Source organism: Streptococcus sp. W151 (assembly GCF_053010205.1).
In genome coordinates, this window is the sequence record NZ_JBRKNT010000005.1 from 64,998 (window position 1) to 86,886 (window position 21,889).

Annotated in this window: 20 protein-coding genes and 1 pseudogene; 9 read left to right on the forward strand and 12 right to left on the reverse strand. The window is 34.7% G+C overall.

The annotated features are described in order from the left end of the window. Window positions 1–3 precede the first annotated feature (3 nt). Both ACVC7Q_RS08050 and ACVC7Q_RS08055 read left to right on the forward strand, forming a co-directional pair. The gene (locus ACVC7Q_RS08050; protein WP_447265493.1) at window positions 4–627 is read left to right on the forward strand and encodes a V-type ATP synthase subunit D; all 624 of its coding nucleotides are present in this window, start codon (window positions 4–6) and stop codon (window positions 625–627) included. A 482-nt stretch (window positions 628–1,109) separates the two neighbouring features. Continuing rightward, window positions 1,110–2,240: a LysM peptidoglycan-binding domain-containing protein gene (locus tag ACVC7Q_RS08055; RefSeq protein ID WP_447265494.1), complete on the forward strand. Its 1,131-nt coding sequence runs from the start codon at window positions 1,110–1,112 to the stop codon at window positions 2,238–2,240. A 78-nt stretch (window positions 2,241–2,318) separates the two neighbouring features. On the opposite strand, the gene ACVC7Q_RS08060 is transcribed toward ACVC7Q_RS08055, so the two are convergent. Continuing rightward, window positions 2,319–3,488, reverse strand: a complete 1,170-nt coding sequence (locus tag ACVC7Q_RS08060; RefSeq protein WP_447265495.1) for a CynX/NimT family MFS transporter — start codon at window positions 3,486–3,488, stop codon at window positions 2,319–2,321. Window positions 3,489–4,385: 897 nt separating this feature from the next. On the opposite strand from ACVC7Q_RS08060, the gene ACVC7Q_RS08065 reads away from it, so the two are divergent. Further along, a complete protein-coding gene (locus ACVC7Q_RS08065) occupies window positions 4,386–4,667 on the forward strand; it encodes an autorepressor SdpR family transcription factor (protein ID WP_003009465.1) in 282 nt (93 codons plus the stop codon). Further along, on the forward strand, window positions 4,654–5,289 hold the full coding sequence (locus ACVC7Q_RS08070) for an SdpI family protein (RefSeq protein ID WP_447265496.1): 636 nt from the start codon (window positions 4,654–4,656) through the stop codon (window positions 5,287–5,289). Before ACVC7Q_RS08065 ends, ACVC7Q_RS08070 begins: the two co-directional genes overlap by 14 nt. 181 nt (window positions 5,290–5,470) lie before the next feature. Here ACVC7Q_RS08070 and ACVC7Q_RS08075 read toward each other — a convergent pair whose 3' ends face one another. The 9 genes from ACVC7Q_RS08075 to ACVC7Q_RS08115 all read right to left on the reverse strand — a co-directional run bounded on the left by ACVC7Q_RS08075 (window position 5,471) and on the right by ACVC7Q_RS08115 (window position 13,013). Further along, window positions 5,471–6,040 (reverse strand): hypothetical protein, encoded by a 570-nt coding sequence (locus tag ACVC7Q_RS08075; protein WP_447265497.1) that lies wholly within the window; start codon window positions 6,038–6,040, stop codon window positions 5,471–5,473. Further along, on the reverse strand, window positions 6,027–7,319 hold the full coding sequence (locus ACVC7Q_RS08080; RefSeq protein WP_447265498.1) for an AAA family ATPase: 1,293 nt from the start codon (window positions 7,317–7,319) through the stop codon (window positions 6,027–6,029). Before ACVC7Q_RS08080 ends, ACVC7Q_RS08075 begins: the two co-directional genes overlap by 14 nt. Window positions 7,320–7,903: 584 nt before the next feature. Then, window positions 7,904–9,169, reverse strand: coding sequence for a tyrosine-type recombinase/integrase (locus tag ACVC7Q_RS08085; RefSeq protein ID WP_447265499.1), 1,266 nt, complete (start codon window positions 9,167–9,169; stop codon window positions 7,904–7,906). Window positions 9,170–9,259: 90 nt separating this feature from the next. Continuing rightward, window positions 9,260–9,520: a hypothetical protein gene (locus ACVC7Q_RS08090; protein WP_049475247.1), complete on the reverse strand. Its 261-nt coding sequence runs from the start codon at window positions 9,518–9,520 to the stop codon at window positions 9,260–9,262. Beyond that, a complete protein-coding gene (locus tag ACVC7Q_RS08095; protein ID WP_148888773.1) occupies window positions 9,517–10,167 on the reverse strand; it encodes a replication protein in 651 nt (216 codons plus the stop codon). The genes ACVC7Q_RS08090 and ACVC7Q_RS08095 overlap by 4 nt, the downstream gene beginning before the upstream one ends. Window positions 10,168–10,447: 280 nt before the next feature. Further along, a complete protein-coding gene (locus ACVC7Q_RS08100) occupies window positions 10,448–11,038 on the reverse strand; it encodes a hypothetical protein (RefSeq protein WP_447265500.1) in 591 nt (196 codons plus the stop codon). Next, a complete protein-coding gene (locus tag ACVC7Q_RS08105; RefSeq protein WP_447265501.1) occupies window positions 11,038–12,114 on the reverse strand; it encodes a cell division protein FtsK in 1,077 nt (358 codons plus the stop codon). The genes ACVC7Q_RS08100 and ACVC7Q_RS08105 overlap by 1 nt, the downstream gene beginning before the upstream one ends. Next, on the reverse strand, window positions 12,114–12,428 hold the full coding sequence (locus ACVC7Q_RS08110) for a hypothetical protein (protein WP_447265502.1): 315 nt from the start codon (window positions 12,426–12,428) through the stop codon (window positions 12,114–12,116). Before ACVC7Q_RS08110 ends, ACVC7Q_RS08105 begins: the two co-directional genes overlap by 1 nt. Before the next feature lie 147 nt (window positions 12,429–12,575). After that, window positions 12,576–13,013 carry a sigma-70 family RNA polymerase sigma factor gene (locus ACVC7Q_RS08115; protein WP_447265503.1) on the reverse strand — a complete coding sequence of 146 codons (438 nt, stop codon included), beginning with the start codon at window positions 13,011–13,013 and terminating at the stop codon, window positions 12,576–12,578. Window positions 13,014–13,491: 478 nt separating this feature from the next. Here ACVC7Q_RS08115 and ACVC7Q_RS08120 point away from each other — a divergent pair, with 478 nt between their 5' ends. From ACVC7Q_RS08120 to ACVC7Q_RS08130, 3 genes are read left to right on the forward strand one after another with little or no spacing between them, the layout of a single operon-like run. Then, the gene (locus ACVC7Q_RS08120; protein ID WP_447265528.1) at window positions 13,492–15,099 is read left to right on the forward strand and encodes a site-specific DNA-methyltransferase; all 1,608 of its coding nucleotides are present in this window, start codon (window positions 13,492–13,494) and stop codon (window positions 15,097–15,099) included. Next, window positions 15,096–17,315 carry a DEAD/DEAH box helicase gene (locus tag ACVC7Q_RS08125; protein ID WP_447265504.1) on the forward strand — a complete coding sequence of 740 codons (2,220 nt, stop codon included), beginning with the start codon at window positions 15,096–15,098 and terminating at the stop codon, window positions 17,313–17,315. The genes ACVC7Q_RS08120 and ACVC7Q_RS08125 overlap by 4 nt, the downstream gene beginning before the upstream one ends. A gap of 38 nt (window positions 17,316–17,353) precedes the next feature. After that, entirely contained in the window at window positions 17,354–18,640 is a 1,287-nt protein-coding gene (locus ACVC7Q_RS08130) for a hypothetical protein (protein WP_447265505.1), read from the forward strand. A gap of 203 nt (window positions 18,641–18,843) precedes the next feature. On the opposite strand, the gene ACVC7Q_RS08135 is transcribed toward ACVC7Q_RS08130, so the two are convergent. Both ACVC7Q_RS08135 and ACVC7Q_RS08140 read right to left on the reverse strand, forming a co-directional pair. Beyond that, window positions 18,844–19,260: a hypothetical protein gene (locus ACVC7Q_RS08135; RefSeq protein ID WP_049475253.1), complete on the reverse strand. Its 417-nt coding sequence runs from the start codon at window positions 19,258–19,260 to the stop codon at window positions 18,844–18,846. A 142-nt stretch (window positions 19,261–19,402) separates the two neighbouring features. Continuing rightward, window positions 19,403–19,538: pseudogene (locus ACVC7Q_RS08140) on the reverse strand (IS3 family transposase); the annotation flags it as partial. Window positions 19,539–19,800: 262 nt separating this feature from the next. Here ACVC7Q_RS08140 and ACVC7Q_RS08145 point away from each other — a divergent pair. Both ACVC7Q_RS08145 and ACVC7Q_RS08150 read left to right on the forward strand, forming a co-directional pair. Next, window positions 19,801–21,141 (forward strand): SMODS domain-containing nucleotidyltransferase, encoded by a 1,341-nt coding sequence (locus ACVC7Q_RS08145; protein WP_447265506.1) that lies wholly within the window; start codon window positions 19,801–19,803, stop codon window positions 21,139–21,141. Beyond that, on the forward strand, window positions 21,138–21,710 hold the full coding sequence (locus ACVC7Q_RS08150; protein ID WP_447265507.1) for an SLATT domain-containing protein: 573 nt from the start codon (window positions 21,138–21,140) through the stop codon (window positions 21,708–21,710). The genes ACVC7Q_RS08145 and ACVC7Q_RS08150 overlap by 4 nt, the downstream gene beginning before the upstream one ends. Window positions 21,711–21,889: the final 179 nt, after the last annotated feature.

Below are 21,889 nucleotides of genomic sequence, written 5' to 3' on the forward strand. Positions count from 1 at the left end.
CCTATGGCACGATTAAATGTAAAACCAACTCGGATGGAGCTCAATATTCTCAAAGAGCGCCTCAAGACAGCAACCCGGGGGCACAAGTTGCTCAAGGACAAGCGGGATGAACTCATGCGCCGCTTTATTGAAGCTGTACGTGAGAATAATCGCCTGCGCCAAAAGGTAGAGGCGGCGCTTGTGGACAATATGCAAGATTTCGTGATGGCTAAGTCACTAGAGAGCGACCTCATGGTGGAAGAAATCTTTGCTGTACCTACGCGAGAAGTGATGCTGCATATTGAGGAAGAAAATATCATGAGTGTGCGCGTGCCCAAGCTCCATGCCCGTATCGATAATCCATACGGAGATGATGAAGGGGACGTGGTTTATAGCTATCTCGCCTCTAACAGTCAAATGGACAGCACCATTCAAGAAATGGGAGATCTCCTCCCAGATTTGCTCAAATTAGCGGAAATCGAAAAAAGTTGCCAACTCATGGCAGACGAAATTGAGAAAACCCGCCGTCGAGTAAATGGACTGGAGTATGCGACTATCCCAGACCTCAAAGAGACTATCTACTATATCGAAATGAAACTCGAAGAAGCCGAACGCGCCAACCTCGTCAGAATCATGAAGGTAAAATAAGATAGATCAAGATACAAAGCCCGTAAAATGCAAAGTGAAAATAGGGAGCAGGACAGAAGAACTGTTGTATAGAATGCTTCGTTGTCCTGCCCCCACAAGGCTGATTAGGATTTTTCCGAGCTCTTAAAGCGAGAGAAAAATCCAATCAGCTACTGTGCCTTTGAAGTTAGTACTATTACAGTTTGCGTTTTTCACACAGCATTTAGGGCGTGTTCAGTTGCTTTATAAAGACAAGAACCTCATCAAGAAACCATTCCTAGATGAGGTTTTTTTGCACCCTCTCACTCTTCTTCCACTACCCTATTTTTATGTTACTAATTTGTAACAATGTGACAAGAAAGACGAAATGTTACAAGAAAAATACAGTTTTGTTAAATAGCCAAAAAGACCTTTTATTATTTTTAAATTGTGATAAGATAGTATAGTAGTTCATTTGTTCAAGAAAATCTTGAGCAAAAAACAAAGAAAAAAGAGGATAAAAGATGAAATTAAAAGTTAATACGAAAGCCTTGATCGCTTCAACAGTAGCTCTTGCAGTGATTCCATTTACAAAAGCCACTGCAGAAACACTTGAAGATTGGGTGGCTCGCTCAGTAGATGAAATCAAACACGACATTCAACAAAGTGGTGACAACCAACAAACGTATACCATCAAATATGGTGATACATTGAGTTCGATCGCAGAAGCGCTTGGCATCGATGTTCATGTGTTGGCAAACTTGAACAACATCAGCAACATGGACTTGATCTACCCAGGTACTGTTTTGAAAACAACAGTAAATGATCAAAAAGAAGTAACTTCAGTTGAAATCCAAACTCCTCAAGCAGGTGCAACAGATGCAACTGTTGCAAGTGCTGATTTGACAACGAACCAAGTGACAGTTGACGACCAAACAGTCGCTGTGAACGACTTGTCAAAACCAGTCAATGACGATAACAAAGCTGTTCCAGTTGCTCCAGCAGCGGAAACTCAAGAAGCCCCAGCGGAAGCTCCTGTAGTTGAAGTACCAGCAGCAGAAACACCAGCACAACCAGCTGTTCCAGAAACACCAAACTACGGTGCTCCAGCTGTAAATGTTGAAGTTCAAAAACAAGAAGCAGCCCCAGCTGCTGCTCCTCAATCTGCTCCAGCAACCGAAGCTCCTGCAGAAACACCAGCTGCTCCAGCAGAAGAAGCTCCAGCACAACCAGCAGCAGTAGAAACTGCAGCTGCACCTGAAGTACAACCAGTAGCATCAACTCCTACATCTGCAAATGCTATTCCAACTGATCCAAATCTTCAACCACAAGCAGAAGCTTTCCGTCAAGAAATTGCAGCGAAATTCGGTATCACCAATATCGGAGGATATCGTGAAGGGGATCCAGAAGACCATGGTAAAGGGCTTGCAGTAGACGTGATGGTTCCAACAAATTCAGAGCTTGGAGATCAAGTCGCACAGTATGCGATTGATAACATGGACCGTGCAGGTATCTCATATATTATTTGGAAACAACAATTCTACATGCCAGTAAATAACATTTACGGACCAGCTAATACATGGAACCAAATGCCAGACCGTGGTGGAGATACAGCAAACCACAACGACCACGTACATATCTCATTTAACGGATAATAAAACTATTGAACTAGGCCTAGAGCTTAGTTCTTTTTTTGTGCACACAAAAAAAAGCCGGAAGACGAATCTTCCAGGTTATAAAATATGATCGACTTTTTCCACCTGATAAAGGGCAATCGCCATGATAATGGTTAAGACCAGTAGCATGAGGATAGCTGGTGTCCAAGAGTGGAAGAGAGATTTGCTGTAGCCGAAGAGGATGGGACCAAAAGCAGCAAAGACGTAGCCTCCTGCTTGGGCAAGACCAGAAAGTTGAGCTGTCTTTTCAGGTGTACTGGATTTCATGGAGAAAGCGACCATGAGGTAAGGAAAGAGCGAACTAACGGAACTTCCTATCAAGGCATTGATGACGAGCCAGTAGAAGAAGTTGCTGGTTGGGATTAAGAGCATGGCTACCCCTAAAATTCCTGCTCCGACAACAATGGCAAGCATCAAGCGTCGATTACGATCGGATAACCGTGTGGTTAAACTTGGGATTGTCAAGGAGAATGGGAGACTGATCAAGGTGAACACGGAGGCAAGTAGTCCAGATTCAACCTTTGAAAGGCCAGCTTGAACAGCCATGGTCGGAAGCCAAGTCATACTTGTGTAGAAAAGTAATGACTGCAAGCCTCCAAAAATCATGATAGCCCAGACATATTTGTTGGTATACCACTTGCTACTAGATTCCGTAGTAGCAGCCTTTTTGAGTCGGTGGTTATAGCGGAGATTAGGAATCCAGATGACCAAAGCAAGAGCGCACAAGGCAGTCAAAAGAGTCACTAGACCTTGCCAAGAAGTGGCTTTGGTGATCGGAACGGCGACAGAAGAGGCGATCGCTGTGGACATCCCCATAGAAGTGATGTACAAGGTGGTCAGAATGCCTAGTTGGTGAGGTCTGTTCGCCTGAATCAGGCTTGGAAGCAGTACATTGACAAAGGCGATGCCAGCTCCAATCAAGATGGTTCCCAGATAGAGAAAGGGGAGATTGATAATCCGAATAGCAGATCCGATCGTAATCGCGATCAAGACAAGAAAGAAGAGGCGCTCAATCCCCAACTTTTTGGCAAATTGAATCGCAAAAGGTGAGAAAATGGCAAAGGTAAGAAGTGGCAAGCTAGTCAATAGTCCCAGGGAGCTCACATCAACCCCCAAACCAGCTGCGATGTCAGACAAGACCGTCGGAAGCGTAGTAAATGGTGTTCGTAAAACAATCCCAAGCATAATGATGCCCGGGACGAATAATATAGAATGTGTTTTTTTCATAAATCCTCCTCTGACAAAAATTCTCTTCATTATAACATAGATCGAGCATAAATTGGAGTATTGATACAACTGAAGGAGAAGGACCGTGACCGCAGTTCTCACTGTTGTTCGAACTGCATCAACGTACCTAAGTTCGTTTGCGTCCCGGGTGGACTTGACTCACTAAAAAATAAGGATCGTAGTTCTCACTGTCGTTCGAACTGCGTCAACGTACCTAAGCTCACTAACGTTTGCTAAGGTACGTAGAAAAAGCCACCGGTTTTGGTGGCTCTTATAGGGAGATTATTATGAAAAAGTTTAGGATTTTCTATCAAACAAAGTTAGGAGGTCTTTATTTGATGGTTTTATTATAAGGTGGTTTGCTTAAAGAAAACTTAAGAAAAGGTTGTGTTTAAAAAATAGGTCTTAAGTCTGACAAAATGCACTAATCATCATTCCAAACAGTAAAATTACTTATTCCATTCTAAAGATCGTAGTTCTCACTGTCGTTCGAACTGCATCAATGTACCTAAGTTCATAAACGTTCGTAAAGAGAATAAGGACCGTAGTTCTCACTGTCGTTCGAACTGCGTCAACGTACCTAAACTCGCTGATGCTCGTAAAGGTACGTAGAAAAAGCCACCGGTTTTGGTGGCTCTTATAGGGAGATTATTATGAAAAAGTTTAGGATTTTCTATCAAACAAAGTTAGGAGGTCTTCATTTGATGGTTTTATTATAAGGCTGGTTTCTTAAAGAAAACTTAAGAAAAGACGCTGCTTATAAGAATCGGTCTTAGGTCTGATATTTTTTTACAACAGAAACTATTTAGATTTTTTTCTAAATAGAGTTGACAAACCCATCCGAAAGTACTAGAATCTATTTGGAAAGAAATCTAAATAGATTAGAGGAGATAGAGAATGAATTTTGCGCAAACATTTAAAGCTTTATCGAATCCGATAAGAAGAAGTATCTTAGAACTGCTAAAGGCGGGGAAATTATCTGCTGGAGATATCGCTGGTCACTTTGATGTGGCAGGAGCGACCATTTCCCATCATTTAAGCCTCCTCAAGCAGGCAGATTTAATTCGAGAGGAAAAAGAGAAGAATTTTATCTACTATGAACTCAATACTTCTGTCTTGGAGGATTTAATGGTCTGGCTCGTTGATTTGAAAGGAGACTCTACTGATGAAAACGAATAAAAAACTATTGCTATTAACTTCTATGGTGATCCTTTTCCCCATGCTTTGGGGGCTGATGATTTGGTCGCAATTGCCTAACCAAATCCCGATTCACTTCAATTTTGCTGGCCAGGCCAATAACTTCCAATCGAAACCCCTGGTTGTGTTTGGTCTTCCTATTTTCGATCTCATGGTGCATCTGTTTATGATCTTTATGATCGGACGTGATCCTAAGAATAGCGCTATGAATGAAAAAATGATCAGAGCGATTTACTGGTTGACCCCAATCGTTTCCTTAAGTACCTCCTATCTCATCTATAGCAAGGCGCTAGGATCTACTACCAATCCATCAGTTTTTGTTTCGGTTCTGCTAGGGCTCATCTTTGTAATCATGGGCAATTACATGCCTAAGCTAAAAGTGAATCACACGGTTGGAATCCGTCTGCCTTGGACCTTACAGAGTGAAGATAACTGGCACAAAACCCATCGCTTGGCAGGGAAGTTGTGGGTCCTCGGAGGTTTGATCCTTCTTCTTGAAGCAGGACTTCAATTCGCGCTTTCTTATGTACTGGTGCTGGTCATCCTCGCTATTGTCCTTATCCCTGTGATGTACTCTTATCAATTAAGTCGGAAAAATCGTTAGTATGAAAAACAACCAGAGAAGAACTAGTTGGGAACTGTTTCTTTTCCGGTTGTTTTTGCTTGTTCAATCGTAATGGCTTTAAGGATTGAATATGATCTTAATAAAAAAATAATTTTACTACGATTGAGGAAAAAAGAAATAATACAATCAATCTTGAAATTCTATATAGACTAATTTACATCTACTGTAATTCCCATATTTTCAAAAAACGATCTTCAAATTGACTTTCATCCAATGTATAGACATCTTTGAAAATGTAGTCTTTGAAATACCCTAAACCAAATTGAATAAATTCTTTTTTTGCTTTTTGAGCTAGACTTTTCCCAAACTGATTTCGGCTATTGGATCGAGAAATACTTTGATCCGTTCCTGGTAAGTTCGGATTTTTTTCCTTATTATATACAAGGATATAATTTAAGCTATTTTTAATTTTTTCAATATCCCGTATGTCATAATGCATATAAATTAATATCGAATCAAAATTTTTCCAAAACAAATTATAAATAGTACTTTGATCTATTTTACCATTTTTAAATTCAATCATATAGATTTCATTGTTATTACAAAGGAATAATGCATCATTAGAACAAAACATTCTTTCAGTAACATTGTCTATTTTTTGAAAAAATTCTTCTTTAAGTTTATCAAAATTTATAACCTCTAAAGTAGATTGCGTCATATATTCATTATTTTGTCGATCAAAAGATGTTTCCTTCAGAGTTGTTTTCTTAAAATCATCAATACAAATCACTTGTCAAGTCCTCTATAGTCTGGAATGGCTTATTTAATACACCATAAATAATTTCCAAATTCTTCCCTATATTTTCTACCGTAACCTTTCCTTGTGTTCTTTGGGTATAATAATAATTTGTCTTTTCTGAAATTCCATATTTTGTACTAAACACTTCTAATGCATATAAAAAATATGGGCTGTGAGTAGTTAATACGATGTGCATACCATATTCTTTCTGAATTAATACAATTAATTCTGCTAATTTAATTTGCCATTCTGGATGAAGATGGATTTCTGGTTCATCAAAAATAATAGTTCCATTATCCTTTAATGTCCTATTTAAAATTAATTCTTTCAATAATATAAACGTTTTTAGTCCATCAGAAATGTTTGAGAAAGATAAAGTGTTTTCCATCCTGTCTGTTTCTGATTCTCTATATCTGATTCCGTATATAGCATCAAATATGATATATCCTTCTGCTATATCATCAATGATTGAAAAAATTTTTTTTAATCGATTTTCTTTCAAAATTTCTGAAGTAATATTACTATCATAAAAATTAAAAAAACTATCAATTAAAGCCGTACGATGCCCCTTTTCAAATAACTTTTTATGTGAAACATCCATAACATTATCAAGTGAATACAAATTATCGACATAAACAGCCTGTAATTCTAGTGATAGATTATTCTTAATCTCAGTAACACAGTTTGATTGAATTTTATAGTTTGTAATATAATCTTTTATCTCTAATTTAATTTCAGCAATAGCAGTATCATCATGAATATTATTAATTGTTCCACTAAATTCTGATTGAAACATTTTCGTAGTTATTTTTTTCTTTATCTCATTATTATCTATTTCAAGATAGGGTTCAATATTTAAAACCTCTTTATTTAAATTATCTATCGATGTAGTAAATTTTATTTTTTTAAATTCTTCACTTAAATGATTCTTGATAAAATTATTTATATCATTGACTTCAGCTACTAAAGAAAGACGTTTTATTTCATCAACAAAAGACCTTTTATCGATTATCTTTGATATCAAATATCTCTCTCTAAAATCATCTCCGTCTGTATTAGAAATAAGTTCTTGCTTTAAATCAGTTAAAAATGAGTTGATTTTATCCATGAAGACATGTTCGGACAAACTGTTTAATGAATTAAATGCCGCATAGAGACACTTATTTATTGTACTTTTTCCAGTATTATTCTCACCAGCTATAATTGTTAGTCCATCTATTTTTAAATCTACATGTTCTAACTCAGCAACATTATTAATTTCTAATCTCATTTCAAATCCTTTTATTCATTTAATTACAACGAAAAATCTAAGTTATATATTAACTATTGTTAAAGCTTCATAAATTAATTTATTAAATTTAGATTAAATCATAAATTCTAACATATTTAAAAGATACTGACAATATTTTCTACTAGTATACCAAAAGTGAAATAAACTTTCATGATTTTATGTTAAAAAATATAAAGTTCCATGACAATACTCCTCTTTAATACTTGGTGGAAATAACTATTTTAAAAAACTCTAAGATATGTAGTTATCTAAAACTAACATCTAATTTTTTTCACAAAAAAATGTAGTCATTCAGTTGATTTTTATTACTATTCATTTATTCATTGAAATTTGTCCAAAAAAGGTAGAGAAAAAGGTAGAGTTTGAATTGAAATATAGTGCAATATACTGCATTTTGCAAAAAGAAAAAAGCCTTTGAAATCAACGTTTCAAAGGCTTTTTCCTACTTAATTATTTAACTTCTGTAAAGGTTGTTAATGGTATTTTAGCACTCTTTAAACGCCGTCATATCAACGTTTTTAGATTGTTCTTTAGAAAATGTAGTCATAAATATAGTCATTTTGCTATGCTGTCAATTTTGCAATTTCTTTGAGATAGATTTCAACTGCTTCTGCCTTCTTTTTCGGTGCCAATTCAGCATAAGTATCCATTGTCGTTTTAATCGACTTATGGCCCATTCTTATCTGGAGCTCTTTCCAGTTTGCACCAGCATTCAGCATTAAAGAAGCATGTGTATGGCGGAAAAGGTGAAAACCATAGTTTGGTAGTCTTAACTCGGTCAAACGCTTTTTAAGCGTTGCACGTTCATTTCTGTCACACATATAGTTCCCGTAAATTGTAGGGAAAATTAAGTCTACAGTTGGTAAATCGTGACTCACAAAATAATCACTCATCTCAGCATGAAAAGCTTTCAAGTCATCTAAGACTTGTCTTGGGACTGCAACTCTTCTGTTACCAGCATCCGTTTTGGTACTGTTCTTACAAACAATCTCGCCCTTAATCCCAAGTTTCTTATTTCCAGCTTTCCACATTAGCGTTTTATTGACGATAATTTCATTAGCATCAAAATCTAAATCATTGATCGTCAAAGCTAGAAGCTCGTTGATTCGAAGTGCAGAAGCTAATAGTGTGTCGCATATAACCTTAAATCTTCGATTTGCTCGAGTATCAGGAAGAGTACCAAGATAGTTCAGCCAAATAGCCAAGTCATCTCCATGCAATACCATGATTCTCTCCTTCACCACCTTCGGTTTTGGAGGGATTTTTACTGTCCTAGCTGGATTCTGAGAAAGTTCGAAATTTGTAATCCCATAATCGAAAATATCACTAAGCTTATAGATAACTGCACCGAAATCTTTGGCGTGTCCCTTTTTGGATTTTTTAACACCCGATTCAACAGACTTTTTAGATTGTAGAGCTAGCTCGTTAACCCAAATCTGAATATCAGCAGATTTAATCTCTTCAGGCTTATATTCTCCAAACTTAGGGATAAGATAGGTATCAAGATAGCTTCGAACTCGGTTGATCGTATTCTGAGAAGTCACCCAAGTTACAAAACTTACAAACCACGCTTCTGCTAATTCCTCGAAGTTATTAATCGACAAGGTCTCTTTTAGAGTTGATCCCTTCGCTTCAAAATCAATCCGAGCTTGAATGATTTTCCTATCCAGACTTTTTAGAGTTTTAGCAGTAATAGATGATGTAACTTTTTTTCCAGTCTTAACATCTACACCAATATACACACCACGTTGCGTATAGCTAATAGTTCCATTATTCTTGATAGTTTTAATGACTTTTCGATTGTTGTGAATGATAGTTTCTTTCTGCATAGTAGCCTTTCACGTTCGGATATATAAAAGGCTAAAATAACAACCTCACATTATTCTATGTGATATTACTATTTTAGCACATTTTAAATATTATGGAGTCAAATAATCTATTACATCATTCATCTTATAATAGACTGTTCGAGTTCCTTCAATGGGTGGCTCAAGTCTTTTGAGTCCTGTATTTTCCCAAGATTTTAAAGTGTTTGGAGAAATCTTAAAAAGCGAAAGTAATTCTTTTTGAGTGAGAATATTGTAATGCTTATTTTCATGATTATGATTCTGAGCCAACATTGTCAAAGAAATTAATAATCTCTCAATCTGAATTAATTTCGTTAATTCACTAGAAGTCATCGATCCAGATCTCCATCTCTTTTTTTATTATTTTTCTTAGGCTGCATGAGCAACTTACTTTTTTCCAGATCTTTAAATTGTTCTTCTCTCTTGCTATATCGCATAGAATCAAGAAGTCTCGAGAAGAAGTAAGTTTTTTGTATAAGCAGACGAAGTAGATCAGGGTCATTTTTACGAGCATAACTCACTAAACTACCAAATTCAGTGAATCCCATTGTATCGATAATGTCAAGGGCGTAGGCTAATAGAGACTCATAATCATTTTCTAGTAGAAATTTTTTGCGATCAAATCCACAACCAGATTCAATATCATTCGGATCATACTTAGTTTTTTCTGGATTCTCAGCGTGAGTGAAGTAATTATACAATCCTGAAGCAGACATGACAATTTCAACATGTGAAGGAGTATGTAGTTTTTCAGTCAACAATTCAGAAACTTGTGAGTAACTTTTTAGAGAATCAAAGAATAAAACACCATGTTTGTGAGGCTTTTTCAGTTCTCCTGTTTCTTTGTTAACATCTTTATCATGCCATGGACTTAGAGCATAAGGAACTTGTGTACCATCAAGAATATCCAAATAATCTGATGGAGCACTATCTCGATACATTATGAACGTCCATTTATTTGAACGTCGATTTTTCACCATGATTTTTTACCTCTTAAATTACTAATTTAAAAATTTTCGATAGATGATTTTCGGTATATGTGGACTCCCTTTATTCAATAGTGAGGAATATTTGTTAGATGATTTGTAGCTTAACATCATTTTTTCCTATTGCTAATATTTAAATGCAACAACCAAACCTTTTGATTATTGATTACTACCGTATTGGGGCGTCGTAGTAGGTAGCCCCAATAGGAATAAAAATTTTTGGAAAATAGAGTGTATTTGACTTTCACTCCGTGAGTCAAACACTCCATTTTCCTTATCTTTTTGAACCTTTGTAAAACAGTCTATTTCCAATTCTCTCTGGAGATGAAAAATAGAATTTAGGATTGTAATTCGAGATTTCTTCCTTAACATGTGATTCCATATTTCTAAAAATTTGCTGTGATTGCTGAGATGCAGGATATTTTAGAGCAACTATGACACTCTCATTTCGTACATCAACAATACAATTTGAGAGTGATTTATTGAAATCTCGTAAAATTTGATTTCTTTGAAAACTATTTGCAGAAGGTGATGAAGCTTCGTGTTGTATTAAAAAATAACGTAATCTCATAGTTTGTTTCACTGATTCAATATAATTAGATATTTTGTCTGTTTTATACCTATCTATCAGCTCAATTATTAATAAAGTTGAAAGTAGAATAAACAGTAAAATACCGATTAATAATAATAGCATAGAAATCAAATGTAGCTTACTTTGGATTATAGTAACTCTTTTGGAAAAAATTTCATTGTTAAGCAAAAAAATCAAGATGTGGAAAGTGAAACTTAAGACGATACTGAGAATTGCATAAATAGACAAATATCGTATTATGTTAAATGTCTTTTGATAAAAAGCCTTTTGCATTATAAAATTCCTTTTTTAGTAAAATACGTTGGGCACAGTAAAGGTAGCACCTGATAAGGATGCTCATTATCTATGATTTGAATCAATCCTGTCCCTTTTCCAATAGGAATCACAATCCCTTCTGGATCTAAATCTGGAAATAGGAACTGCGTTGTTTTCTTGTTGATATTGCCTATCTGAATTAAAACATTTAATTGCTCTCGAACAGAAACCGGTATAGAAGTATGGTCAAAACGTTGTCCTACCATACAAAGATGTACATTTGACGATCTCGAGAGCAAAGCGATTTCTGAAATTAGTGAAAAAAATGAATCCCTTATAGTTTTATTGACTCCTTCAGATAATGCAAGCATTTCATCTATTACAACTGTAAAATGCCTAAATTTATGGTCTGGATTATCATAGAGGATTTCTTGTCTTTGGTGGATAAGATTTAAGCAAGAACTAAGATGTTCATTGATTTCTGAAACAAAATCTGATTTAGAACGATTTCGTTGAGGATGGAGAACAGGAAATCCATTTTCGCGGGCCCAACGACTGGGAGTATCAAACTTTGGATCTACAATAATCAAGTCAGAAATATTTTTGAGCATAGTCATAAAATAGGTCAGAGCATAAGACTTACCAGAACCGCTGTTTCCTGCAATAGCCATCGAAGTTACTTTGTTGTAGTCAAGAGTAAGATTTTTCATGATTGGAATAAAATTCCCTTTTTGATTACCTACGAATTCTTCTAAATCAGAAATTACTAGGCGTTCAGATATACCGTTTTTCCAAGGAAAGAAGAGCCCACGCTGGACATGAATGTCATCTGTATCTAATGCCACAAAATATGCTGAATTTTGTTTAAGGAGAGTAAAACGAGGATAAAGAGCTGCATTAGCAATCAGAAAAATCTTCTGATAAAGTTCATCATCAATAATGTAGCCTGCTGGTAGTCTTGGAATAAATAGGAAACCATCGTTTATTATATTAATATTGAAACTATTGGTGTAGCTGCTTTCTCCTTGCATGATACTCCCAAGCCCCATGTTCAAGGCTTGGAGTAAGTATTGGGCAAGTTCTTTATCAGTCATTATTTGACCTCTTTGATGTTATTGGCACGGAAATAGACATTATAGCCAACTTCACAGGCTTCCAATCCATCAAAATCAACCATCGCTAAATATGCTGGTAGAGTAACTTCAGATTCAAACTTCACTTGAAACGGTGGCAAACCTTTTTGAGAGAACCAGGCTTTGTGACCGATAATCTCACCTGTTGGCTGACCATCTTCAAACTTGATTTGAGCTTCAAATTCAGTACTCAAGCAATGAATAGCTTGCTTCTGATCAACATATTGTTTAGCTGTATTTGCTGAATAGCCATTTTTACGGTTACGTGTTTTCATAGATTTCACCATTTATCTTTCTTTTTTTATTTGAAATAATATTCTCATTTATAGTCCTGATATGGGTTTACGCTAAATCATAATCTCTTACCTCCTATCTATTAGGAGAAAAAAAGCAGGAAATTGGTAATTCCTGCAAATAATTTTTTATAAATATTTTCCTAGCTCCTCCTTCAAAAGTTTACAAGTAGCTTCATAATGATTTTTAACTGTTTTGTGACTCTTGAAAGATGTTTCTTTAGTCAGCTGTAAAGCAGATTTTCCTTCAAGAGCAATACCTAAGAGAATATGCAGATCGTCTCTAGATAACTTCTGAAGCGCTTCATTAAGAACTAACTTTTGCTCTTTGTTGATAAGTTGTTCTAACCCGTTATAATTATGTGCACAATATAAATCAATGATTTCAGAATCTTGTCCTCCATCATTTTTACTGATTGCATTTAAGCTTAACAAGCCATATCTTCTATCTTTGCGTTCAATATTTTCGTATTCTTGATTTAGAAGATGATCAACAAGACCCCATTCTTCTTGTCTTGCGGCTTCTTCAATTCTACGGTTCCTGCGTTCTTCAACTTTACTAGTCATTTTCTGACTCCTTTTGTTTTGTTTATTTGCAATCTTCAATTTTTCGGAACGCAAAAAAGCCACCAACTTGCGTTGATGGCTCTAGCTATTCTTAATTAATTAAATCTTACACTTTTAGTATGCCATAAAAGTTAAAACAAAAAAGTAAGCTTTCGCATGCTTATATAAATATGTCCAGAAAAGAATTATTGCAAGAGTAAATGAAAGATGATTTATAGACAATGACGTTAAAACTTTATTTAGTAAGTTAATTTATGTGCGAATGACAAATTAATTTCCAATAGCACAAAAATGTATAATGCCATTTGAACTTCCCAAAAAATTTTTAATTATAATTAACAAATCTACACCTACCTCCATTAAAAGCCTATGGTCCGTGGTATAATAACAGTAGCAATTATTTTTATTTAGAGATAATAGATCCTAGATATTAGGTATTGATCACTATTTCCATAAAGTTATAGAGGGAGATTTTATGATGCTCGAACAATTCAATGAACGTCCACGAAAAAATGAAAAAGATGAAGCAATTCAATACGTTAAAAGTCTGCTTGCAAAAGCTCGCGAAGATAATCAAAATAAGGATATAGAAAAATTAGAAGAACTAATTCGATTACTACACACCAAAAAATATGGTTTAGTTTGGGAAGAACATGCTGAATTTGTTGAAGAAGAGATGAAAACAAAAATTCCAGTCTTTGTAGAGGACCGAAATAAAAAAATTACAGGCAATCCTAACTCAACTGACTATAATTTTTTGCTAGAGGGAGATAATCTACACAGCCTTCATTTACTTGAAAAAACACACACTGGTAGAATAGATGTTATCTATATTGATCCGCCATATAATACCGGAAACAAAGATTTCAAATATAATGATAACTTTGTTGAAAAAGAGGATTCTTTTAAACACTCTAAATGGTTATCATTTATGAGCAAGAGATTGAGAATAGCTAAAAATTTATTGACTGATACCGGAGTCATTTTAGTTAGTATGGACGAAAACGAACACTGTCAGCTCAAATTGTTAATGGACGAAATTTTTGGTGAAAATAATTTTGTAGAGTCTATTGTTTGGGATAAAAAATCATCTGCAAAGGGTGTGCCGCCAAGGAATATGATGGTCGGTGTACATGAGTATATTTTAGCTTATCAAATATCGGATAAATTCAGATTCTTGGGAGAAAAAAGAGATGAATCAGGATTTAAGAATCCAGATAATGATCCAAGAGGACCTTGGAGAGAATCCAATATAAAAAGCACGACTAAACCTATTGAAGATGCCTTTACAATAATAGATCCTAACACAGGAAAAGAATATACGAATACATGGGCGTTCTCAAAAGAGTCATTAGAAAGAATGATAGCAGAGGATAGAATCATTTGGAAAGAAAACCTTCCTAAACAGAAAGAATTTTTGAACAATATGAGAAATCCAACAAAAGCATTAAAATCAAATTGGGGAGTTTTTGATAATCAAAAAACAACAATGTTTTTAAAAAAATTATTACCATCTGTTCAATTTAATAATCCTAAACCATTAGAATTGATGAAATATTTGATTGAAGTCACAGTCCCGGAGAATTCTATTATTTTGGATTTTTTTGCTGGTTCAGGAACAACTGCCCAAGCTGTCATTGAAGCTGGAGGCAATAGAAAATTTATTCTAGCTACCAATAATGAAAATAACATTGCAAGTGAAATAACTCATGCTAGATTATTAAAATTGTCTGAGGGAACAGATTTTTATGTTCCTCAAAATTTTAACTTAAAATATTTTAAAACAGACTTTGTTGATAAAAGCCAATTCCCTGATATTACACTTGAAGAAGAATTACTTAAATATATAACTCCCCTTGTTGAACTGGAATTTGGTGTTGACATCTCTGACCCTTCTGTTCAAATTATTCTAACTGAGGGACATTTGGAAGATCTTTTGAAAAATGAAAAACTTGTTCGAGAGGCAACTCTCTTTATTCATCCTGATGTTTTTCTTGATAGCACTGAAGAAGAAAAACTCAATCAGCTAAATATCACTCTACAAGAAATACCTGATTACTTCTTTGGAAAGGAACTTTGGTCATGATAACTTTAAAAGAATTTCAAAAAGATATAGTCGATAAATTACTCAGTTTTATTGCTCCTGAATACCGAGTAAATGAGCTCGTTATTAAGGCCCCTACGGGTTCCGGAAAAACAATCTGTCTTTTATCCTGGATTAACGATTATATTTCAACTACACATGATAACGTGGCTTTTGTCTGGTTTACTCCCGGAGCCGGTGAACTAGAAGAACAAAGTCAAGATAAAGCTAAAAACTTTTCAAGTATCAAACCTCAATCTGTCGACGATGCTCTGCTTCATGGATTTGATAATGGAACGGTAACTTTTATTAACTATGAGCGTGTTGTCGGGAAAAAATCTAAGGCGATGCTAACGGATAGTGAACGAGATAATCTCGATGATAAGATTGAAAAAGCATTTCAACAAGACAGACATTTTATCCTTGTAATCGACGAAGCGCATAGAAATGATACAAAGAAAGCTCGGGATATTATCTCACGATTTAAAGCTTCAAAAACAGTTAGAGTATCGGCTACAATTGATGACCCTAAAACACCTGATTTATCTGAATTTTATGAGGTGTCAGAAGAGTCCGTTATATCATCTGGCCTCATCACAAAATCAGTTGTTGTGAATGAAGGGATAAATATCAATCTTGAAGTTAAAGATGAGTTTGAAATTCTCTTCGAAGCAGCAGAACAGAAACGAAGAGAGATTGTCCAAGCATACTCTGATAATGAAGTGCAAGGAGTGAATCCTCTTGTTATCGTTCAACTCCCTGATAAATCCGATTCAGAAATCGAACTTGTAACACGAGTTGAAGACTATCTCAATAAAAAACTCGGAAAAAACTATGAAGACGGGACACTCGGCATTTGGCTAGCTGATAAGAAACGAAACCATCTTGATGTAACTAATCTTAATAATGAAGTCGAATATCTTATTATTAAGCAAGCTATCGCCACAGGATGGGATGCTCCCAGAGCAAAAATTCTTATTAAGATTCGTGAAAAAATGGGTGAAGCCTTCACTATACAAACTATCGGACGTATCCGTCGTATGCCACAGCCTCAACAAGGTCATTATGAGGTCGATGTTTTAGATAACGCTTATCTATACACGTTTGATAGTGATTTCTTGAATGGTGCTTTTGCCCAAGGTGGAGCTGTTGTTCCTACCCCACTTCTTCGATTAAAGGATAAAGCGAGAGGTTTAAAACTAGTAAGTGAGCGTATTATCAATGAATCAGAAGAGAAAAGCGAAAAAGTCATTCTTCTAAACCTCTATGAAGGATTGAAAAGAGATTGGGGACTCACTGATAATTTCGAAGCAAACCGAAATACTGTCGAAAATATTGGATTAAACATTGGACGTACAATCAAAACAACCTATAAACAAGGTCGCTTTGATACACTAAAACATACTGATCGGTTACAAGACCTTAATCGTCAAGTAGAAGTTGACTATAGAGGTAACCGTCTTGATCTACTTCACGCCTTCCACGAACTTGATCGTGTAATCCATCTCCCGATTTCAAAAGTCGAAGCAATTTTAAAACGTTTTTTCCTAAAAGATGGAAGACCAAAGAAAGAAACCCTTCTACAATTAGATGCACAAGAATGGACAGCATTTATACTTAATCATTGGAGAGCTCTTCGAGAGGAATTTAGAAAAATTGATGTCGAAAAAGCAATGGTTCTAGAACTAGAAAACATTCAACAAAATGATTTTTCACTTCCATTGGAGGAGCGATACACCTATAATCCTAAGATAGAAGCTGAGCCTGTTTATAGTAGTGCTTACGATGGCTACTCTACAGCATCCATCGCTGTTCGACCTAGTCTAGCAGAACGTCTTTTAGAACGTTATTTAGAAAATCGTGACGATGTTGATTTTGTTTATAAAAACGGTGACAAAGGACCTCAGTACTTCTCTCTAGCCTACGGTACCAATGGTGGACGAAGTCATTTTTATCCAGACTTTATCGTTAAAATGAAAAATGAGGATATTTATATTATTGAAACCAAAGGTGGTGAAACACACTCCGGTCAGGATAAAAATATTGACCCCTACGCACCAGCTAAGTATGAAGCACTAAAAAACTATGCAAAACGCCATGGTGTGAAATGGGCATTTATTCGTGACTATGATGAGAAACTTTGGTATCTCAATGATGGGGAATGGTGCGATGAAATGGGGAACGAAAATTGGAAGCTAATCGATAATTTATTTAACTAATACCCGACACCACTATCTTGTTTTTTAGGAGGATTAAAGTGGAAAATTTAGAAAAATTATTAGGAACTCTACAGGAGCAAAGTTTTACCTTCAATTATGGAGATAATAAAGTGGAGATTAATTTAGATACATTATTGTCTGATTATGATGATGGAACATCGTTTATAGACTACTTATCAGATTTTTATTACGTTCAATCTGTTTATCAAAAATCAAAAAAACATGAAAAAGCTGAACCCGTTGACTTCTTCCAAGAATTCTCTAATAGTAATGAATCATACTATAAACTATTATCATTGATTAAATTCTACTATTCAGAACTTGAAAGTTGCCTTAATGAAATTCATGGTGATGCGAGATTTCGATATCATATGTACTCTCACACATATAGAGAGTTATTTAACGCCTCATATTCGTATGTAAAAATCAATTGGCCCCCCTATTTAGATAAAGACGATAATGATGTTTATTTGTCTATTGATGTTAAATCAAATTTTGAGGAAAAAAATAAAATTTTATCCTATTTTATTAAAAAATCTTTTGGTGAGTTACACACTTTTAAAAAATTAATTTTATTAGCTATCATTTTAGAATTATTAATAACCAACGAAGCGGTAATCCGTATTCGCTTCCTAAACATAGAGGAACTTTTTGAATCTTTTTCAAAAAAAATAAGTCATTTAACTAGATTATTCCAATCCTCATTAAGTAGTCATCTTTCTAGTGATAAGCTTTGTCTAGTGTCAACAGCTACCAACGATTGGTTTGGGGAAATGATCTCCGACAAAAATTTTTCAACTGAAATAGATAAACTATCGAGAAACAATCGGGAAAAGTTAAATTGTTATGCGATTGCCTATGGTGATGACTTCTATTACTATGCAATAAATCACATGGATGGAAAGGATCGACAAAATCTTCATGATATATTTAGCAACTTTCTAAAAAATATTCCCGCTGCACGATTGACAGATCAAGTTAGATATTTTTTACCTGATGAAAAAAATTTTATAAATTACGGAGAATTCCAAAACTTCCCAGATAAACCAGTTGGAAAATTTAACCGGATGTTTACTTGTTGTGAGAGGAAAATATTCGCAAAGCTAAGAACAGATAAACCAGCAGATAAATATGTCTATATAATTGTTACACAAGCTCCTTGTCCATATTGTTCCAGGGAATTACGTTATATTAAAGACAATAAAACATTAACTATTGATATAAATTATCCTGAGTCAAGTAATATCAATTCTTACGATAGTTTAGCACACGAAGTATTTGATTCCTGTCTACGTCATACGGGGAGCACAGATATTAAAATTTAATAAATAAAATATTATGTTTATCAAATGGCGTGATTTAAATGTAAGAGGCTGGGACAAAAGTCTAACCTTAAATATAAAAGGCGAACAAAACGAGTATTCTGAGTGTCAGAAAAATCGTTTTGTTCGCTTTTTTGTCTAATCTATCGATTTTAAAAATTTATAATAAAGATTTCCTAAAATCAAAATCGTTTTGTCCCAGCCTCTTAATGTAGGTATTTTTGAACTTCCTCAAATGGCTTACAGAAAGCAGTTGCCCGTCCACCTAAAGGGTGAATTGATTTCCCAACAAGTTGTTCAGTATCTTCTGCTAGAGTCATGGTATCAAACGTTATTTTTCTTGTAGTTCTAACATTTTCCCCATCAGGAGTCTGAGTTAGAGTTCGGTAATACTTAACAGTGTAACTTCGACGATAATCATCAGTCCATAGCTTAGCCGTTGCTATGATTTTCCCAGAATCCTCCCCAGTAGATACGATTAGGACTCGCTGGACGTCCTCACTGTAATCTGGTGCGATTTTCCACTCCCCCTTTGCTCTGGTCAAGAGATCATCCAAAGATAAATCTTGAGTTTCAGAAATTTTTAGTATAAGTGTTTTATCTTTCATCGGATTTGTAGCCATTTAAACCACCTCGATTCGTATTTGATACATATATATTACCAAACAAGAACTGAAATGTCAACTAAAAACTGTAAGTTTCTCTAAAAATTACATTTTATATAAAATCAGAGTATTTTGTATTTATAAGACTACCTTTTCTATTTATTTCTTCCTTTAATTCAGGAGAATAGTAACGATTCTTCCCTTTTTTAACGAATTCCGTAACTATCAATCAATTTAATCATGTACTGAAGATTAGAAATGTTTATCTCAAATTGATTTGAAAGCCGTCTAAAGCTTTCTCAATTCCTTCATAAGTTGATTTCATAATAAAATAGCCCAAAAGCTAGATTTTTTCTGTCTAACTTTTTGTATGCAGATCATTACATTCAAATTAGAGTGTTGTACGTTTAAAGAACACAATATATTGTGTTCTTTAAATATCAGTACACAACATATTGACAAAAACTAATATTTAGTAGTATAATCATCTTATATAAGTTGCTAGATAAAAAACTTTTAAAAGTAAAGCCATGATAAAAAATTAAAACAGAGGTACAGATGATAGAATTTGATGTAATTGAACACTTTAAAACGTTTGAAAAAAACTTGAGGACTTCTGATGATGATGTAAAGACTATAAGTGAGAGAGTAAAAGTAATTACCAAAATAATTAACAAAGCTTATTGGAATATGGATTCTGAAGTTTCACATAGTATATTGGTAGGTTCATATGGACGGGGAACGGCGATACACTTGAGTGATATAGACTTACTTGTAGAGCTTCCAGAAAATCAAAAAGATCGATTTGGTAAGTATAGCGGAAACGGTCAGAGTGCCTTGCTTCAGGAACTGAAAAGCAAATTATTGAAGCACTATTCAAATTCGATTGTTAAGGGAGATGGACAGATTGTTAGTATTGAATTTTCTGACGGTATTCGCTTTGAGGTATTACCAGCTTTTAAAATATCTGGTACAGATAAGTATGAATATCCCAATGCTAATGACGGTGGTAGTTGGGAAGAGACAGACCCTAAACTAGAACAATATAAACTAACGGACCAGAATAAACAATATAATTATGCTGTAAAAAAATTTTGTCGTATGTTACGTGCATGGAACGATGCAAACGATGTTAGATTGCATGGAATTGCCATAGATTCATTAAGCTATAAATTTTTTGAAACTTGGGATGAGTCTAAGACAGGGTATGTATATTTTGATCGGATGTCGCGCGATTTTTTCAGGTATGTAATAAAATTTATCGAAAATAATAATATTCTACTCTCACTAGATGGAAGCTACAGCATTGAGGTTGATACTGCTATAAAACGTAAGGCAGAGAGTGCTCTAAGGAATTGCGAAGCAGCCATTGTTTTCTGTAGGGATAATCAGAAATCAGAAGAGTATTGGAGTAAAGTCTTTGGAAAAAAATTTCCAAAACTGTTATCTGGAAAAAATTTCCAAACTGACAGAGTTTCAATCTCAAACCGTAGCACTAGAGAACCAATCGGCACTGCTATAGATACTGAGCAATTTGCAGATGAAATGGGATGGGATATTGCTATAGAAAAGACTATTGAAATCCAATCAAGTTTAGAGATCAATGGTTTTAGGAAAGGTAGCATTTCACATAAATTTAGAATCCCAATAAAACCTAACTCAAAAATAATCTTTTCAGTTAAAGATGCTCCCGGTATTTATTGGTATTGGAAGGTTAGAAATGTTGGAGCGATAGCAAATAGTAGAAATGCAATCAGAGGTCAAATTGTAAAAAGAACATATAAGATCGTTGAACCTATTAATTTCAAAGGCAATCATTATGTAGAAGTATACGGGGTACATCAAGGCAGAGTGAAAATTTATGGGAAAATAGATGTGCCTTTGGAGGATTTTTTATGAGTGAAAATATTATGCAGCAAAAGTTATGGCAGCAAATCGTTGAACAACACGCCAAGTTAGTATACAGTTTTACTACAGATGAAAAAGAAATAGCTCGTATATTATGGTGGGCAAAAATTCGACAAGTAACATCTATTATTTTGTCTGCAATAACAGTTAGCCCCGCTTTTTCATCTTTGTTTGGTCATAATGTGTGGTGGAAGTTTTTTTCTTCAATAGCGGGTATCGTTTTATTATGCTTATCTACTTACAATCTTAAAACAGATGATAACGGTAAGATAAGTGCTTTAAAGAAGTCAGCTGACACTTTATGGGAAATTAGAGAAAAATATATCTCATTATTAGTTGACTTTGATAATTTTACGATAGAGGAAATTAGAGATAGAAGAGATGAGCTGATTAAAGAGACTGCCAATGTTTATAAAAATAGACCTAAAACAAGTCTACGTGCTTATAGACAAGCTCAAAAAGCTTTACAAGTTGAAGAAGAGCAAACATTTAATGAGGGAGAAGCAGAGCAGCTACTACCTAGGTCCCTTAGAAACAGGTATCCGAAATCTAAACATTGATATAACAAAAAAGACAACAGATTTGACCCTGTTGTCTCTTTTATATATCCGAACATCTAATTTATTTCACAAAAAATGTAGTCAAAAATGTAGTCATTCGGTTGATTTTTATTGCAATACATTGAATTTTGAAAACTCAAGAATCGCGTTAAATCAAGGTTTTTTCGTTTCTACTGAAA

What these genes read in the sequence shown, in the direction of transcription:
- ACVC7Q_RS08060 (WP_447265495.1), bottom strand. Translation starts at nt 3,488, where the DNA reads ATGAAAAAAACACATTCTATATTATTCGTCCCGGGCATCATTATGCTT.
- ACVC7Q_RS08050 (WP_447265493.1), top strand. Translation starts at nt 4, where the DNA reads ATGGCACGATTAAATGTAAAACCAACTCGGATGGAGCTCAATATTCTC.
- ACVC7Q_RS08135 (WP_049475253.1), bottom strand. Translation starts at nt 19,260, where the DNA reads ATGGCTACAAATCCGATGAAAGATAAAACACTTATACTAAAAATTTCT.
- ACVC7Q_RS08145 (WP_447265506.1), top strand. Translation starts at nt 19,801, where the DNA reads ATGATAGAATTTGATGTAATTGAACACTTTAAAACGTTTGAAAAAAAC.
- ACVC7Q_RS08105 (WP_447265501.1), bottom strand. Translation starts at nt 12,114, where the DNA reads ATGACTGATAAAGAACTTGCCCAATACTTACTCCAAGCCTTGAACATG.
- ACVC7Q_RS08150 (WP_447265507.1), top strand. Translation starts at nt 21,138, where the DNA reads ATGAGTGAAAATATTATGCAGCAAAAGTTATGGCAGCAAATCGTTGAA.
- ACVC7Q_RS08085 (WP_447265499.1), bottom strand. Translation starts at nt 9,169, where the DNA reads ATGCAGAAAGAAACTATCATTCACAACAATCGAAAAGTCATTAAAACT.
- ACVC7Q_RS08110 (WP_447265502.1), bottom strand. Translation starts at nt 12,428, where the DNA reads ATGAAAACACGTAACCGTAAAAATGGCTATTCAGCAAATACAGCTAAA.
- ACVC7Q_RS08125 (WP_447265504.1), top strand. Translation starts at nt 15,096, where the DNA reads ATGATAACTTTAAAAGAATTTCAAAAAGATATAGTCGATAAATTACTC.
- ACVC7Q_RS08055 (WP_447265494.1), top strand. Translation starts at nt 1,110, where the DNA reads ATGAAATTAAAAGTTAATACGAAAGCCTTGATCGCTTCAACAGTAGCT.
- ACVC7Q_RS08090 (WP_049475247.1), bottom strand. Translation starts at nt 9,520, where the DNA reads ATGACTTCTAGTGAATTAACGAAATTAATTCAGATTGAGAGATTATTA.
- ACVC7Q_RS08100 (WP_447265500.1), bottom strand. Translation starts at nt 11,038, where the DNA reads ATGCAAAAGGCTTTTTATCAAAAGACATTTAACATAATACGATATTTG.
- ACVC7Q_RS08065 (WP_003009465.1), top strand. Translation starts at nt 4,386, where the DNA reads ATGAATTTTGCGCAAACATTTAAAGCTTTATCGAATCCGATAAGAAGA.
- ACVC7Q_RS08095 (WP_148888773.1), bottom strand. Translation starts at nt 10,167, where the DNA reads ATGGTGAAAAATCGACGTTCAAATAAATGGACGTTCATAATGTATCGA.
- ACVC7Q_RS08080 (WP_447265498.1), bottom strand. Translation starts at nt 7,319, where the DNA reads ATGAGATTAGAAATTAATAATGTTGCTGAGTTAGAACATGTAGATTTA.
- ACVC7Q_RS08115 (WP_447265503.1), bottom strand. Translation starts at nt 13,013, where the DNA reads ATGACTAGTAAAGTTGAAGAACGCAGGAACCGTAGAATTGAAGAAGCC.
- ACVC7Q_RS08120 (WP_447265528.1), top strand. Translation starts at nt 13,492, where the DNA reads ATGCTCGAACAATTCAATGAACGTCCACGAAAAAATGAAAAAGATGAA.
- ACVC7Q_RS08070 (WP_447265496.1), top strand. Translation starts at nt 4,654, where the DNA reads ATGAAAACGAATAAAAAACTATTGCTATTAACTTCTATGGTGATCCTT.